We start from the raw sequence: 13,726 nt of genomic DNA, 5'->3' as shown, positions 1-13,726 counted from the left end.
TAGGCTCGCAGTCGGCCACCGCGCACGGCCGCCGAACGGCGCAGTCTCGACCCAGGAGAGAACTTAGTGACCGCCACCGATTCCGCCGCCCCCTCGTCCTATCCGCCGCCGGCGCAGTTCGCCGAGCAGGCCAACGCGGGCGAGGAACTGTACCGCGAAGCCGAGCAGGACCGGCTGGCCTTCTGGGCCAAGCAGGCCAAGCGGTTGTCGTGGGCGACGCCGTTCACCGAGGTGCTGGACTGGTCGCAGGCACCGGTCGCCAAGTGGTTCGCCGACGGCAAGCTCAACGTGGCCTACAACTGCGTGGACCGCCACGTCGAGGCCGGCCACGGGGATCGGGTCGCCATCCACTGGGAGGGTGAACCCGTCGGCGATCACCGCAGCCTGACCTATGCCGATCTGCAAGCCGAGGTGTGCAAGGCCGCCAACGCGCTGACCGACCTCGGCCTGGTCGCCGGTGACCGGGTCGCGATTTACCTGCCGCTGATTCCCGAAGCGGTGATCGCGATGCTCGCCTGCGCGCGCCTGGGTTTGATGCACAGCGTGGTGTTCGCCGGCTTCACCGCCAAGGCGCTGCAGGCCCGGATCGCCGACGCTTCGGCCAAGCTGCTGATCACCAGCGACGGCCAGTTCCGCCGCGGCAAGCCGGTTTCGTTGAAGGACGCGGCCGACGAGGCCGTCAACGACGACGACAGCCCCATCGAGCACGTACTTGTGGTGCGGCGCACCGGAATTGACGTGTCCTGGAACGACGACCGCGACCTGTGGTGGCACGACGTCGTCGACGCCGCGTCCGCCGAGCACACCCCGGAGCCCTTCGACGCCGAGCGGGCCTTGTTCCTGCTGTACACCTCCGGAACCACCGGCAAGCCCAAGGGCATCGTGCACACCAGCGGCGGCTACCTGACCCATGCCGCCTACACGCACTACTACGTCTTCGACATCAAGGCCGAAACCGACGTGTTCTGGTGCACCGCCGACATCGGCTGGGTTACCGGGCACACCTACGGTGTGTACGGTCCACTGGCCAACGGCGTCACCGAGGTGCTGTATGAGGGCACCCCCGACTCGCCCACCCAGCACCGGCACTTCGAGATCATCGAAAAGTACGGCGTGACAATCTATTACACCGCCCCAACGCTGATTCGCACGTTCATGAAGTGGGGACGCGAGATTCCCGATGTGCACGACCTGTCCAGTCTGCGGCTGCTGGGCTCGGTCGGCGAACCGATCAACCCCGAAGCGTGGCGCTGGTACCGCAAGGTCATCGGCGCCGGCCGCCTTCCGATCGTCGACACCTGGTGGCAGACCGAGACCGGCGCCACGATGATCTCCCCGCTGCCGGGAATCGCTGCGGCCAAACCGGGTTCGGCGATGAGGGCGCTGCCGGGCATCTCGGCAAAGATCGTCGACGACCACGGCGAGCAATTGGTCCCGGGCATCCACAAGGGTGAGCACGTCACCGGCTACCTGGTGCTGGACCAGCCGTGGCCGTCCATGCTGCGCGGCATCTGGGGGGACGCCGAGCGATACGTCGAGACCTACTGGTCCCGGTTCGCCGAGCAGGGCTGGTATTTCGCCGGCGACAGCGCCTATTACGACCGCGACGGCGCCATCTGGGTGGTCGGCCGCATCGATGACGTCATGAACGTCTCGGGGCACCGGCTGTCCACGGCCGAGGTGGAGTCCGCGCTCGTCGGCCACGCCTCGGTCGCCGAGGCGGCGGTGGTCGGGGCGACCGATTCGACCACCGGCCAGGCCATCTGCGCGTTCGTCGTCCTACGCTCCGATTCCCAAGTGCACGACGGGATCGTCGACGAATTGCGCGCCGAGGTCGCCCGGGAGATCTCACCCATCGCCCGCCCGCGCGAGGTGCACGTGGTACCCGAGCTACCCAAGACGCGCAGCGGCAAGATCATGCGCAGGCTGTTGCGGGACATCGCCCAAAACCGCGAACTGGGCGACACCTCGACGTTGCTCGATCCCGGCGTGTTCGACGCGATCAGGGCGGCGAAGTAGTCGCCGCGGTTCAGCCCGGCAGCGGGCTGAACCCCGCGCCGGGCCGGTGTTTGCTGTTGATATCGGCCAGGATCGCGTTGAACGACTGGACCACAGCCGGCGTGTGCAGCGGAATGTACTTGATGACGCAGGTCGGCAGGTTGTCGCTGAAGGCGCCGTGAATCATGCCGACCAGCTGATTGTTGACGGTGACCGGCGCGCCGGAGTCGCCCGGTTGACCGCAGACCTGCATGACGATGGTGCCCGGCGCCTGACCCATGCCCCAGGTGACGCCGCAAGAATTGCCGGTCGTGCGGCCCTGTTTGCAGGCGATCTCGCCGAAGGCGGGGTCCGGACCGATGCCACTGATCAAGAAGCCGTTGAAGTTGGCCACCGGCGTCACCTTGGCCGGGTCGAACTTGATGACCGCGTAGTCGAGGTTGTCATTGCCGGCGACCATGGTGCCCAGCACGCCGGCGTTTTCGGCGCCCTCGGCGGTGACCTGGGCCCCCGGGCCGCCGCAGTGCGCGGAGGTGAAGCCGATCAGCTCGCCGGCGGCGTCGCCGCCGATGGTGGTCAGGGTGCACAAGGTGTCGCCGTTGATGACGATGCCCGCCCCACCGCCTAAAGGGATCCGGACGTCAGCGGCGGCCGAACGGGCATACGAACCCATCGCGGCCACGAGCAGGGCAACCATCGCCACTAAGAAGCATCGGTGCGCCCTCCGCACGGCCCTACTCCTATCGGTCGGCCGGACATCGCGACCGGCTTGGCCGAGTGTAATCGGCCGCGATCCGATGTTCGCCTTCCGGAAGCGCATCGCGCCGGCACGGCGTCGCGACCGCCTGGTGTCCGAACGGAACTGGTTTCGGGATCGTCGAACCCGCACCGCAACACCGGGCCGGGATCGTCTGGCTTCGTCTATTCGGGGGCCGCATGGCAACATAAACCGCGACGACAGCGAGCCGGGCAACGACGAAAGAGGACCGTCTGTGAGCAAAGCCGATGGCAAGAACGGTGTGCCCAGCACCCTGACCACGATTCCGTTGACCGACCCGCATGCCAAATCCGCCGAGCCGTCGATCGGTGACCTGATCAAAGACGCGACCACCCAGGTGTCCACGCTGGTGCGCGCCGAAGTCGAACTGGCGCGCGCCGAGATTACCCGCGACGTCAAAAAGGGGTTGACCGGGAGCGTCTTCTTCATCGCCGCGCTGGTGGTGCTGTTCTACTCCACCTTCTTTTTCTTCTTCTTCGTCGCCGAGCTGCTCGACACCTGGCTATGGCGCTGGGCGGCATACCTGATCGTGTTCGGGGTGATGGTGGTCGTGGGCGCCGTGCTGGCTTTGCTGGGCTTCCTCAAGGTCCGCCGGATACGGGGACCGCGCCAGACGATCGAATCGGTCAAGGAGACACGCACCGCCCTCACGCCGGGCCACGACAAGGCCCCCGGCGCCAAGCAGCTCCCCGAGTCGCACGGCAAACACGCGAAGCCCGGAAACGGCGCCGCCGCCGATCCGTCGGGTTGGTAGATGGCGCCGCCGGATCCGTCGGTGACCCGCATCGACGGGCCATGGCGCCATCTCGATGTGCACGCCAACGGCATCCGCTTCCACGTTGTCGAGGCCCGCGACGATGCCGACGGCTCGCCGGCCACGTCGCGCCCGCTGGTGATGTTGCTGCACGGTTTCGGATCGTTCTGGTGGTCGTGGCGTCATCAGCTGCGCGGACTGCGCGGGGCGCGCGTGGTGGCCGTCGACCTGCGGGGCTACGGGGGCAGCGATAAGCCACCCCGCGGCTACGACGGCTGGACGATGGCCGGCGACGCGGCCGGACTCATTCGGGCGCTGGGGCACTCTTCGGCGACCCTGGTGGGCCACGCCGACGGAGGACTGGGCTGCTGGGCCGCCGCGTTGCTGCATCCGCGGCTGGTGTCGGCGATCGCGCTGATCAGTTCGCCGCACCCGGCGGCGTTGCGGCGATCGACGTTGACGCGACGCGACCAGGGTTACGCGCTACTGCCGACGCTGCTGCAATACCAAGTACCGCTGTGGCCCGAGCGCCTGTTGACCCGCGACGACGGCGCCGAGATCGAGCGCTTGGTCCGCAGCCGCAGCTGTGGCAAATGGCTTGCCTCCGAAGACTTTTCGGAGACCATCGGCCATCTGCGCACGGCGATCCAGATCCCGGCGGCCGCGCACAGCGCGTGCGAGTACCAGCGGTGGGCCGTCCGCAGCCAGCTGCGCGACGAAGGCCGGCGTTTCATGAGGTCGATGAGCCAGCAGCTCAGCGTGCCGCTGTTACACCTGCGCGGTGACGCCGATCCCTACGTGCTGGCCGACCCGGTGGACCGAACGCAACGCTACGCGCCACAGGGACGCTACGTATCCATCTCCGGCGCAGCGCATTTCAGCCACGAAGAGGCGCCCGAGGAAATCAACAAGCACTTGACGAGGTTCCTCGAACAGGTGCACCTGACCCGGGCGAGGTGACCTGGCGGCTCAGCCGACGCAGGACCCCCGCGGCGGCTCAGCTGACGCAGGACCCGGTGCCCACCAGTTGGGTGTCACCGACCCTGGCAAGTTGACCGGCCACCTCGTCGGCGGTCAGCACGAAGCCGGTGTCAGGGTCATCGACCGCCGCGCCGAACACCACCCCGAGCACATGCCCATCGAGATCGATCAGCGGACCGCCCGAATTGCCTTGTTCCACACTGGCTCTGATCGTGTAGACATCACGGGTGACCGGCGCCGGATCACGGTAGATGTCGGGGCCGCTCAGCTTGATCAGCTCGCGAACCCTGGCCGGGGTCGCGGTGAAGTTTCCGCCACCGGGATAACCCAGGACTACGACGCTGGCACCGGTTTTCGCCTCACCCTGGGCGAAAGCCAACGGTGGCGGGGGCAGATTGGGGACGGCCAGGATCGCGATGTCGACCGACGGATCGTAGGACACCACGGTGGCGTCCAGCGGATTGCCGCTGGCGTAGATCTGAACGCTGTTGGAGCCGGCCACCACGTGCGCGTTGGTCATCACTCGATCGGGCGCGATCACAAATCCGCTGCCCTCCAACACTTTCTGGCAACTGGGGGCCAGGCTGCGCACCTTGACCACGCTGGGGGCGGAGGCCTGGACCACCGGGTTGCCGGCCAGCTCGGGATCGGGAGAAGCCACCGGGATGACGGGGGTGCGGCTGAACGGCTCCAGCACCGCGGGCAGACCAGAAGTGTTCAGCAGCGCCGAAAGCCGCTTGGGCACCGTCTTGAGCCAGGGCGGCGCTACGTCGTTGACCTGAGCCAACACTCGAGAGCCGCGAACCGCCGCGGCCAGTTCCGGCTGGTCCTTGGACTGGGTCAGCGGCGTGGCCAGCAACCACGCGGCGGTCAGGACCACGACCAGCTGGACCGCCACCCCGATGACCGAGTCGACCGTACGGATGGAACGGCTGCGGATCGCGCCGCGGACGGCGCGTCCCAGCACCACTCCGGCGACCTCACCGACGACCACCAGCGCGAGGATCAAGAACAGCGCGGCAAACAATTTCGCGCGCGGCGCGGCGATGTGGCTGACCAGATGGGGCGCCAGCAGCACCCCGGCGATGGCGCCCAGTAACACCCCCACGAACGACAGCAACGAGCCCAATGCGCCCGACCGCCAGCCCGAGACCGCCGCGATGAACGCGACCGCCAGGACGGCGACGTCCAACCACTGCGACGGGGTCATCGAATTCATCGCAGCCCGCCCCCCTCGCCGACCAGCGCCATCGCCGCGTCCAACTCGCGCTCGTCGGTGGTGTCCCACGGCTGGGCCCAGCCCGCCACGTCGAGTAGCGCAGAAATCACCTGGCCAGTGAATCCCCATACCAGCATCTCGTTGAGCAGAAACGCCGGGCCGGCCCACCGACGCCCGAGATCGCCGCGGTACACCATCAGCCGGTTGGCCGGATTGACGAAGGCGCGCAATGGAACTCGCGCCACGATCGCCGTTTCGGCCTCGTTGACGACGGCCACCGGACCTGGATCCGGCGAGTACGCCAGCACCGGGACGACGTGGAACTGCGAGGGCGCGATGAACATCTTTTCCATCGTCGCCAGGGGATGCAGCCTGCTGACGTCGATTCCCGTTTCCTCGTGGGCCTCGCGCAGCGCGGTGTCCACCGGGCCGGCGTCGGTCGGATCGGACGCGCCGCCGGGAAACGCCGCCTGGCCGGCGTGGTGGCGCAGCGTCGACGCCCGCACGGTCACCAGCAGGTCGGCGTCGTCGGGGAAACCACCATCGGGCGGGCCCGATTCCGAACCGGAGAACAACACCAGCACAGCGGCGTCGCGGCCGCCACCGCGCAGGGTCGTCACCGCGGACACGGCCTTGCTGGTGATCATCGCCACCACGTCGGCCGGCAGCCGGCGCCGAGCCGCGTCGGGAACGTCATCGACATTGCCGACCAGCGGACGCAGCCAGGACGGGCTGGCGTCGGGCCGCAGCGAAACGGCCCCGCGCGCGGGAGCGGGGTCCCCATTCCGCAGGGGCGAACCCCCAGCACTCACGGCCCCTCCAGTCGGTTCAATTTTTCCGCTTATCCCCTGTCGTTGCCGATCGCAGCCGCGATCTCATCGGCAGTGGTGAAAGCTCGTGGCAGCGTCTGGGCAACGCTACCGTCCGGCCGCAGGACCACCGTCGCGGGCATCACATTAACCACCCGCAGCGCGGCCGCGACCCGGCGACGACCGTCCTGCAGGGTCGGCAGGCGCACCCCGAGCTCGGCCAGCCGCAGCAAGGCCGCCGTCTCGTTTTCGTCTTGATGCACCGTCACCACCGTCACGTCCGAACCTTCCCGACGTTGATACTCGGCCATCGCGGGCAGTTCGGCGGCGCACGGCGCGCACCAATACGCCCACAAGTTGAGGACCACCCGACGCCCGGCCACCGCGCGGCCGACGTTGACAGCCGAACCGTCGGCGGCACACTCCGCCGTAACGCCGCGCAGCGCCTCGGGACCGGGGCCATTTCCGGCCCCGGGGCACGGCGACAGGTTGGCACGCTGCCGCGGACCCGACAATGCGGCGGGCGTGTCGGCGTCGCGGTGTTCCCGGTCGGCCACCGCCGGGTTGCTCGCGGGCGCGGCAGTCGTGTCGGAGTCATCGCGCAGCTGGGCGAGCAGCGCCGCGATCAGCGCCACCACCACCGCCAGAATCGCGATGTGCCAGCGGGCCTTCCGGCTCAACGTCGGCCTCCAGATAGCAATGCGGTCCCCGCGCGTCGGTCGCGGACCGGCTTACAGCCCGGCCAGGGCGAGCAGGTGCTCGGTTTCCGGACCCTTCACCAGGGGCGCGGCCAGCACCGCTTCGGTGGGTCCCAGGCCGAAGGAGGGGCAGTCTTTGGCGATCAGGCAGACGCCGCACGCAGGTTTGCGCGCGTGGCACACCCGGCGGCCGTGGAAGATCACCCGGTGGCTCAGCGTGGTCCACTCGTCGCGTTCGATGAGCTCGCCCACGGCGTGCTCGATTTTGACCGGGTCCTTGTCGGCGGTCCATCGCCACCGGTGCACCAGTCGCGCGAAATGGGTGTCGACGGTGATGCCGGGGATCCCGAAGGCGTTGCCCAGGATGACGTTGGCGGTCTTGCGTCCCACCCCCGGCAGGGTGACCAGTTCGGCCATGGTCGACGGCACCTCGCCGCCGAACCGTTCGATTAGGGTCTGCCCCAGGCCGATCAGCGAGGACGCCTTGTTGCGGAAGAAACCGGTCGGGCGGATCAGGTTTTCCAGTTCGGCGCGGTCGGCTTGCGCGTAGTCCAGCGCCGAGGGGTACCGCTTGAACAGCGCCGGGGTCGTGAGGTTGACCCGCTTATCGGTGCTCTGCGCCGACAGGATGGTCGCGACGGTCAGTTCCAGCGGCGTGGTGAAATCCAGCTCGCAGTGCGCGTCCGGAAAGGCTTGCGCCAGGGTACGATTCATCCGCCGAGCCCGTCGCACCCGGCCGACCCGGGTTTCCTGCGACCACCGTCCGGCATCGATGCCGCCGGAGGGGGCCGGAGCCGATTTCGAATGCCCGGACGACTTTGCCGCTGTCACCTACGACAGAGTACTGATTTCGTGATCTGGCCGAGACCCCGTGTTGATTCAAGGCCATGTTTACTCTTCGTGTGTCGTGGTTGCTGGTGGCCGGCGTTCCGGCGCTGCTGATGCTGGCGGCGCTGGGTCTTGGGCGGCTCGAATCGGAGCTCGCCCCGGATGCGACGGCAGTGGCCGACGTCGACGGATTCCCCGAACTTGCCGGCGCTGTGGACGTGCACACGCTGGCATCCGAAGGCATGCCGGAGGCGCTGGAATACCTGCATCGGCGCGAGCTTGCGCAGCTGCCCGGGGCCCCGGCGAACGGCCGCAACGGCGGCCCTAGGCACGCCGCGCCGTCGTTCGCCGTCGGCTTCATCGACCGCGACGAGCTGACGTTACCGACCCGGATACACGGCCAATCGCACGTCAATCCGCAGTTTGGGGCACCTCGACACGACAATCCTGTGTAGCGTTGGCACGTTGGACACAACGGCGTACCTCTAGACTCATCACCCGAGCGAGGGGTTAGCCTGCCCGTATCACATTAATTTGTTCTGAAAGTTGAAGAGGCAACGTGGACGAGATCCTGGCAAGGGCAGGAATCTTCCAAGGGGTTGAACCCGGCGCAGTCACAGCACTGACCAAGCAGCTGCAACCCGTCGACTTCCCCCGTGGACACACGGTCTTCGCCGAGGGGGAACCCGGCGACCGGCTGTACATCATCGTTTCGGGGAAGGTGAAGATCGGTCGCCGTTCGCCCGATGGGCGCGAGAACCTGCTGACGATCATGGGCCCGTCGGACATGTTCGGCGAGCTGTCGATCTTCGACCCGGGGCCCCGGACGTCCAGCGCCACGACAATCACCGAGGTGCGGGCGGTATCGATGGACCGCGACGCGCTGCGCGCCTGGATCGCCGACCGTCCCGAGATCGCCGAGCAGCTGCTGCGGGTGCTGGCCCGCCGCCTGCGCCGCACCAACAACAACCTGGCCGACCTCATCTTCACCGATGTGCCCGGCCGGGTGGCCAAGCAGCTGCTTCAGCTCGCCCAGCGTTTCGGCACCCAGGAGGGTGGCGCGATGCGGGTCACCCACGACCTGACGCAGGAAGAGATCGCGCAGCTGGTGGGCGCCTCCCGGGAGACGGTGAACAAGGCGCTGGCCGACTTCGCCCACCGCGGCTGGATCCGCTTGGAGGGCAAGAGCGTGCTGATCTCGGACTCCGAAAGGCTCGCACGCCGAGCTCGCTAATCCGCCCGGCCTACCCGTGCGGCCGTAGAACGGCGGGGGCGCCGCTACGCCGATGACTCCGAGCGCAGGAAATCGAGCTGTACCTGCACCGACCACTCTGCGGCATCCCAGAGCTTCTCGTCGACATCGACATAGACGTGTTCGACGATTCGGCGAGCGCTGGCGTCCTCCCCCAGCTCGCGCAGCGCCGAACGTACCTGATCCAATCGCTCCCGCCGGTGCGCGAGATAGCCCTCGGCGACGTTCTCCAGATTGGTCAGCTCGGGGCCGTGCCCGGGCAGCACCGCCCTTCGGCCCAGGCCGCGCAGGCGCCGCAGGGATTCCAGGTAGTCCGTCAGGTTGCCGTCCTCCTTGTCGAGGACGGCGGTGCCGCGGCCCAGCACGGTATCGGCGGTCAACACGGCATCGTCGAGCAGGAACGACAGCGAATCGGCGGTGTGGCCGGGGGTCGCCATGACCGTGATCTTGAGGCCGGCGGCCTCGATCACGTCGCCGTCGGTCAGCTCGCCGCCGAGGCCGCGCAGAAAACCGCTACCCGCCGAGCGCACGGTCGCCCCGGTCAGCTCGACCAGCTTGTCTATGCCGTCGGTGTGATCGCTGTGCCGGTGGCTGATCAGGACCAGGGCGATACGGCCCAGCGCGGCGACCCGCGCGATGTGCTCGTCGTCGTCGGGCCCGGGGTCGACGATGACCAGCTCGTCGCTGCGCGGGCCGCGCAGCACCCAGGTGTTGGTGCCCTCCAGCGTCAGCAGGCCGGGGTTGTCGGCCAGCAGCACCGACGCGGTGTCGGTGACCGCCCGCAGCTTGGCGTACGCGGGGTGGGTCAGCGACTCGGCGGCCTTGGTCACGAGGGTCAGCCAACCTCGACGATCAGCTCCACTTCCACCGGTGCACCCAGTGGCAGCTCGGAGACGCCGACCGCCGAACGCGCATGCGCGCCCCGCTCGCCGAACACCTCCGCGAGCAGTTCGGAGGCCCCGTTGATGACGTTGGGCTGGCCGTTGAACCCCGGGGCCGACGCAACGAACCCGACGACCTTCACCACCCGGGTCACCGCGTCGATGCCCACCAGGGAGTTGACGGCCGCCAGTGCGTTGAGCGCACAGATGCGGGCCAGCGCCTTGCCCTCGTCGGGGCCTACGTCGGCGCCGACCTTTCCGGTGCCCAACAGCTTTCCGGCCTGCATCGGCAGCTGGCCCGCGGTGTAGATCAGGTCGCCGGTACGCACGGCCGGCACGTAGGCGGCCAGCGGGGCAACCACCTCCGGAAGCTCGAGGCCGAGCTCCCCGAGTCGGGCCGAAGCACTCATCGCAGACGACCTTTACTTGGGGCGCTTCAGGTACGCGACGTGCTGCTCGCCAGTCGGCCCTGGCAGCACGGACACCAACTCCCAGCCGTCGGCACCCCACTGGTCGAGGATCTGTTTGGTGGCATGCGTCAGCAGCGGGACCGTGACGTACTCCCATGCGGTCGGTTGGCTCATGCCGCGAGCTTATCGGGTCGGGCTAGCATGCGAAGGTGGCAACCACATCGAGCGGCGGAGCTGCCGTCGGCTGGCCTGCGCGCTTGACTAAGGCCCGTTTACATTTCGTGACCGGCAAAGGCGGTACGGGCAAGTCGACCATCGCGGCCGCGCTGGCACTGACGCTGGCCGCCGGGGGCCGCAAGGTCTTGCTCGTGGAAGTCGAGGGGCGCCAAGGGATTGCGCAACTCTTCGACGTCCCGCCCCTGCCGTATCAGGAGGTGAAGATCGCGACCGCCGAACGCGGCGGTCAGGTCAACGCCCTGGCGATCGACATCGAGGCCGCCTTCCTGGAATACCTCGAGATGTTCTATAACCTGGGCATTGCGGGTCGCGCGATGCGCCGCATCGGCGCGATCGAGTTCGCGACGACGATCGCACCCGGGCTGCGTGACGTGCTGCTGACCGGAAAGATCAAAGAGACGGTGATCCGCGTCGGCAAGAATCGGCTGCCGATATATGACGCGATCGTCGTGGACGCCCCACCGACCGGACGGATCGCGCGCTTCCTGGACGTCACCAAAGCCGTGTCCGATTTGGCCAAGGGCGGTCCCGTGCATTCGCAGGCCGAGGGCGTGGTGAAACTGCTGCATTCCGAGCAGACGGCCATTCACTTAGTCACCCTGTTGGAGGCATTGCCGGTCCAGGAAACGCTGGAAGCCATCGAGGAACTTGCCGAGATGCAACTGCCGATCGGCAGCGTGATCGTGAACCGCAACATTCCGTCCTATTTGCAGCCGGCCGACCTGGCCAAGGCCGCCGAGGGCGACGTCGATGCGGACTCGGTGCGCGCCGGGTTGGATAAGTCCGGAATCAGCTTGAACGACCAGGAGTTCGCCGGCCTGCTGACCGAGACCATCGAGCACGCGACGGTGGTCGCCACGCGCGCCGACATCGCACAACAGCTCGACGCGTTGCATGTGGCGCGGCTCGAACTACCGGCCATTTCCGACGGCGTCGACCTCGGTAGCCTCTACGAGCTTTCGGAATCGCTTGCGCAGCAGGGGGTTCGATGAGCACCACACCCAAACGGCTTGATATGGCCGCCATCCTGGCCGACACCACCAACCGGGTGGTGGTGTGCTGCGGCGCGGGCGGGGTGGGCAAGACCACCACCGCGGCCGCGATGGCGCTGCGGGCCGCCGAATACGGGCGCAACGTCTGCGTTTTGACGATTGATCCGGCCAAGCGGCTGGCTCAGGCGCTGGGCGTCAGCGACCTCGGCAACACGCCGCAACGCGTTCCGCTGGCGGCGGAGGTTCCCGGCGAGCTGCACGCGATGATGCTCGACATGCGTCGCACCTTCGACGAAATGGTGGTGCAGTACTCGGGACCCGGTCGCGCGCAGGCGATTTTGGATAATCAGTTCTATCAGACCGTCGCCAGTTCGCTTGCCGGCACGCAGGAGTACATGGCGATGGAAAAGCTGGGCCAGCTGCTGGCCGAGGATCGCTGGGACCTGGTGGTCGTCGATACCCCGCCGTCGCGCAACGCCCTGGACTTCTTGGACGCGCCGAAGCGGCTGGGCAGCTTCATGGACAGCCGGCTGTGGCGCCTGTTGCTGGCGCCGGGCCGCGGCATCGGACGGTTGGTCACCGGCGCAATGGGTTTGGCGATGAAGGCGATGTCCACGATCCTGGGTTCGCAGATGCTCGGCGATGCCGCCGCCTTCGTGCAGTCCCTGGACGCCACCTTCGGCGGCTTCCGCGAAAAGGCCGATCGCACCTACGCGCTGCTGAAAAGACGTGGGACGCAGTTCGTCGTGGTGTCGGCGGCCGAGCCCGACGCGCTGCGGGAGGCGGCGTTCTTCGTCGACCGCCTGTCGCAGGAGGGGATGCCGCTCGCGGGGCTGGTGTTGAACCGGACGCACCCGCCGCTGTGCTCGCTACCGGCCGAGCGCGCGATCGACGGCAGCGAAATGCTGGACCAGGATGGCGATTCCGAGTCCGCGTCGCTCGCGTCAGCGGTGTTGAAGATTCACGCCGACCGCGCCCAGACCGCCAAGCGGGAGATCAGGCTGCTTTCCCGGTTCACCGGGGCCAACCCGCACGTGCCGGTGATCGGCGTCCCGTCGCTGCCGTTCGATGTTTCCGACTTGGAGGCGCTGCGGGCGCTCGCCGATCAGATCACTTCGGTCGGTGACGATGCGGGCCGGGCAGCGGCCCGCTGAGAAACCGGCCCATCTGGCCACGTCGGTGACGATGCGGGCCGGGCAGCGGCCCGCTGAGGAGCCGGCCCGGTCCGTCGTAACAGAAACGTAATGACGAGCGCCAGACTGTCGGCCCTACCTGCACCGATTGACCGGCGGCCCGTCGGGCCGTTGCAGATCAGCCGACGCTGCGGGTCCGCCTCTTGTCGAAGAAGTCCGCCCAGGAAACCACCTCGGGGTGCTGCTTGAGCAGGGCGCGTCGCTGCCGCTCGGTCATGCCGCCCCAAACCCCGAACTCGACCTTGTTATCAAGCGCGTCTGCCCCGCATTCCTGCATCACCGGGCAGTGCCGGCAGATCACTGCCGCTTTACGCTGGGCCGCTCCGCGGACGAACAACTCGTCGGGATCGGCGGTCCGGCATAACGCCTTCGAAACCCAAGCGATCCTTTCTTCGGCGTCGACGCTGCGGAGTATCCCTTGTGCGGCTGCGATGTTTGTCCTACGCGCCGCCGGCCGTATTGGTGACACGGACTGTTCCCTTCCCTACCGGCCGCCCGTCACGGCCGCCCTCCTCAGGTGCAGATCCTGGCCTAGCGATCTACGCCACACCATGTACTTCGGTGTTACCTGAATCTCACCGTGTGTCTAAGTTAGGTGGTCAGGTGCCAATTGCGCAACAGTCCGATAACGCTTTTTTTGGGACGGGCGTGCCGTCTCGTGCCAAATCGAGAGGCACAGAAGTGGCCTCCCCCGCT

At 67.7% G+C, this 13,726-nt stretch carries 16 protein-coding genes; 7 read left to right on the top strand and 9 right to left on the bottom strand.

Annotation, left to right across the window (positions count from 1 at the left end; all coding sequences use genetic code 11):
* Nucleotides 1–66: 66 nt before the first annotated feature.
* Nucleotides 67–2,019 carry an acetate--CoA ligase gene (gene acs / locus BST14_RS08000; protein ID WP_083063973.1) on the top strand — a complete coding sequence of 651 codons (1,953 nt, stop codon included), beginning with the start codon at nt 67–69 and terminating at the stop codon, nt 2,017–2,019.
* Between the two features lie 10 nt (nt 2,020–2,029).
* On the opposite strand, the gene BST14_RS07995 is transcribed toward acs, so the two are convergent.
* The gene (locus BST14_RS07995) at nt 2,030–2,728 is read right to left on the bottom strand and encodes a chymotrypsin family serine protease (protein ID WP_142279303.1); all 699 of its coding nucleotides are present in this window, start codon (nt 2,726–2,728) and stop codon (nt 2,030–2,032) included.
* 262 nt (nt 2,729–2,990) lie between these two features.
* On the opposite strand from BST14_RS07995, the gene BST14_RS07990 reads away from it, so the two are divergent.
* Both BST14_RS07990 and BST14_RS07985 read left to right on the top strand, forming a co-directional pair.
* Nucleotides 2,991–3,530 (top strand): phage holin family protein, encoded by a 540-nt coding sequence (locus BST14_RS07990; protein ID WP_083063996.1) that lies wholly within the window; start codon nt 2,991–2,993, stop codon nt 3,528–3,530.
* Nucleotides 3,531–4,490 carry an alpha/beta fold hydrolase gene (locus BST14_RS07985; protein ID WP_083063971.1) on the top strand — a complete coding sequence of 320 codons (960 nt, stop codon included), beginning with the start codon at nt 3,531–3,533 and terminating at the stop codon, nt 4,488–4,490.
* A 37-nt stretch (nt 4,491–4,527) separates the two neighbouring features.
* Here the strand turns inward: BST14_RS07985 and marP are convergent, their stop codons facing one another.
* From marP to nth, 4 genes are read right to left on the bottom strand one after another with little or no spacing between them, the layout of a single operon-like run.
* Nucleotides 4,528–5,721, bottom strand: coding sequence for an acid resistance serine protease MarP (gene marP, locus BST14_RS07980; RefSeq protein WP_142279302.1), 1,194 nt, complete (start codon nt 5,719–5,721; stop codon nt 4,528–4,530).
* A gap of 5 nt (nt 5,722–5,726) precedes the next feature.
* A complete protein-coding gene (locus BST14_RS07975) occupies nt 5,727–6,542 on the bottom strand; it encodes an NUDIX hydrolase (protein ID WP_083063969.1) in 816 nt (271 codons plus the stop codon).
* Between the two features lie 29 nt (nt 6,543–6,571).
* Nucleotides 6,572–7,219, bottom strand: coding sequence for a TlpA family protein disulfide reductase (locus tag BST14_RS07970; protein ID WP_211280672.1), 648 nt, complete (start codon nt 7,217–7,219; stop codon nt 6,572–6,574).
* A 51-nt stretch (nt 7,220–7,270) separates the two neighbouring features.
* Entirely contained in the window at nt 7,271–7,951 is a 681-nt protein-coding gene (gene nth / locus BST14_RS07965; protein ID WP_083063967.1) for an endonuclease III, read from the bottom strand.
* Between the two features lie 173 nt (nt 7,952–8,124).
* On the opposite strand from nth, the gene BST14_RS07960 reads away from it, so the two are divergent.
* On the top strand, nt 8,125–8,520 hold the full coding sequence (locus BST14_RS07960) for a hypothetical protein (protein WP_245845335.1): 396 nt from the start codon (nt 8,125–8,127) through the stop codon (nt 8,518–8,520).
* Nucleotides 8,521–8,624: 104 nt separating this feature from the next.
* A complete protein-coding gene (gene crp / locus BST14_RS07955) occupies nt 8,625–9,299 on the top strand; it encodes a cAMP-activated global transcriptional regulator CRP (protein ID WP_036465140.1) in 675 nt (224 codons plus the stop codon).
* Between the two features lie 44 nt (nt 9,300–9,343).
* On the opposite strand, the gene BST14_RS07950 is transcribed toward crp, so the two are convergent.
* From BST14_RS07950 to sp36, 3 genes are read right to left on the bottom strand one after another with little or no spacing between them, the layout of a single operon-like run.
* Nucleotides 9,344–10,147, bottom strand: coding sequence for an MBL fold metallo-hydrolase (locus BST14_RS07950; RefSeq protein WP_083063965.1), 804 nt, complete (start codon nt 10,145–10,147; stop codon nt 9,344–9,346).
* Between the two features lie 5 nt (nt 10,148–10,152).
* Entirely contained in the window at nt 10,153–10,608 is a 456-nt protein-coding gene (locus tag BST14_RS07945; protein ID WP_083063964.1) for a RidA family protein, read from the bottom strand.
* A 12-nt stretch (nt 10,609–10,620) separates the two neighbouring features.
* Complete coding sequence (sp36, locus tag BST14_RS29425) at nt 10,621–10,782, bottom strand: Sp36 family protein (protein ID WP_007166633.1); 162 nt, start codon at nt 10,780–10,782, stop codon at nt 10,621–10,623.
* 35 nt (nt 10,783–10,817) lie between these two features.
* On the opposite strand from sp36, the gene bagA reads away from it, so the two are divergent.
* Entirely contained in the window at nt 10,818–11,837 is a 1,020-nt protein-coding gene (gene bagA / locus BST14_RS07940) for an ATPase BagA (protein WP_083063963.1), read from the top strand.
* On the top strand, nt 11,834–12,991 hold the full coding sequence (gene bagB / locus BST14_RS07935; RefSeq protein ID WP_083063962.1) for an ATPase BagB: 1,158 nt from the start codon (nt 11,834–11,836) through the stop codon (nt 12,989–12,991). Before bagA ends, bagB begins: the two co-directional genes overlap by 4 nt.
* A 157-nt stretch (nt 12,992–13,148) precedes the next feature.
* On the opposite strand, the gene BST14_RS07930 is transcribed toward bagB, so the two are convergent.
* Complete coding sequence (locus BST14_RS07930; protein WP_083063961.1) at nt 13,149–13,499, bottom strand: WhiB family transcriptional regulator; 351 nt, start codon at nt 13,497–13,499, stop codon at nt 13,149–13,151.
* Nucleotides 13,500–13,726 lie beyond the last annotated feature (227 nt).

This window comes from Mycobacterium arosiense ATCC BAA-1401 = DSM 45069 (assembly GCF_002086125.1).
Lineage (GTDB): Bacteria > Actinomycetota > Actinomycetes > Mycobacteriales > Mycobacteriaceae > Mycobacterium > Mycobacterium arosiense.
Note: the sequence above shows the minus strand (reverse complement) of the source record. Positions and strands in the feature narration are given on the sequence as shown.

Coding starts and splice junctions, on each gene's coding strand:
- sp36 (WP_007166633.1), bottom strand. CDS start 10,782: ATGAGCCAACCGACCGCATGGGAGTACGTCACGGTCCCGCTGCTGACG.
- nth (WP_083063967.1), bottom strand. CDS start 7,951: ATGAATCGTACCCTGGCGCAAGCCTTTCCGGACGCGCACTGCGAGCTG.
- marP (WP_142279302.1), bottom strand. CDS start 5,721: ATGACCCCGTCGCAGTGGTTGGACGTCGCCGTCCTGGCGGTCGCGTTC.
- bagB (WP_083063962.1), top strand. CDS start 11,834: ATGAGCACCACACCCAAACGGCTTGATATGGCCGCCATCCTGGCCGAC.
- BST14_RS07960 (WP_245845335.1), top strand. CDS start 8,125: ATGTTTACTCTTCGTGTGTCGTGGTTGCTGGTGGCCGGCGTTCCGGCG.
- BST14_RS07985 (WP_083063971.1), top strand. CDS start 3,531: ATGGCGCCGCCGGATCCGTCGGTGACCCGCATCGACGGGCCATGGCGC.
- BST14_RS07945 (WP_083063964.1), bottom strand. CDS start 10,608: ATGAGTGCTTCGGCCCGACTCGGGGAGCTCGGCCTCGAGCTTCCGGAG.